This is a genomic window from Undibacterium sp. Tian12W (assembly GCF_049339405.1).
In the GTDB taxonomy this organism is placed as follows: Bacteria; Pseudomonadota; Gammaproteobacteria; order Burkholderiales; family Burkholderiaceae_D; genus Undibacterium.
Genome location: NZ_JBMPPK010000080.1, coordinates 1 through 346, shown reverse-complemented (window position 1 = coordinate 346; position 346 = coordinate 1). Strand labels below are relative to the sequence as shown.

Below are 346 nucleotides of genomic sequence, written 5' to 3'. Positions count from 1 at the left end.
CAGAAGGCATGTTCAACCTTGGCACGCACGCTTGACTTGCGGCGATTGGTCAGGCGTTCTTCTTCTGTCAGCGCGTGACTGCGTGTGCCCCGGATGTTGGTAAAGTCTTTTATCCCTGGTGCTTTGCCGCGTGCTGCTTGTTTCTGGCCTATGTAAGCGGAGTCACCCCAGTAACGTGTCTCGCGCCCGTGCAGTAATTTTGGCAATACCTGGCTGTCATGGACATTGGCTCCGGTGGCGACAACGGCATGAATCAATTTGGTCTTGCTATCAACGCCTATGTGTCCCTTCATCCCGAAATACCATTGATTGCCTTTTTTGGTCTGGCGCATTTCCGGATCACGTT

At 52.9% G+C, this 346-nt stretch carries 1 protein-coding gene; it reads right to left on the bottom strand.

Annotation, left to right across the window (positions count from 1 at the left end):
• Window positions 1-346: transposase (locus ACO0LI_RS30685; RefSeq protein WP_423037720.1), on the bottom strand; the 346-nt coding region annotated here is incomplete at both ends.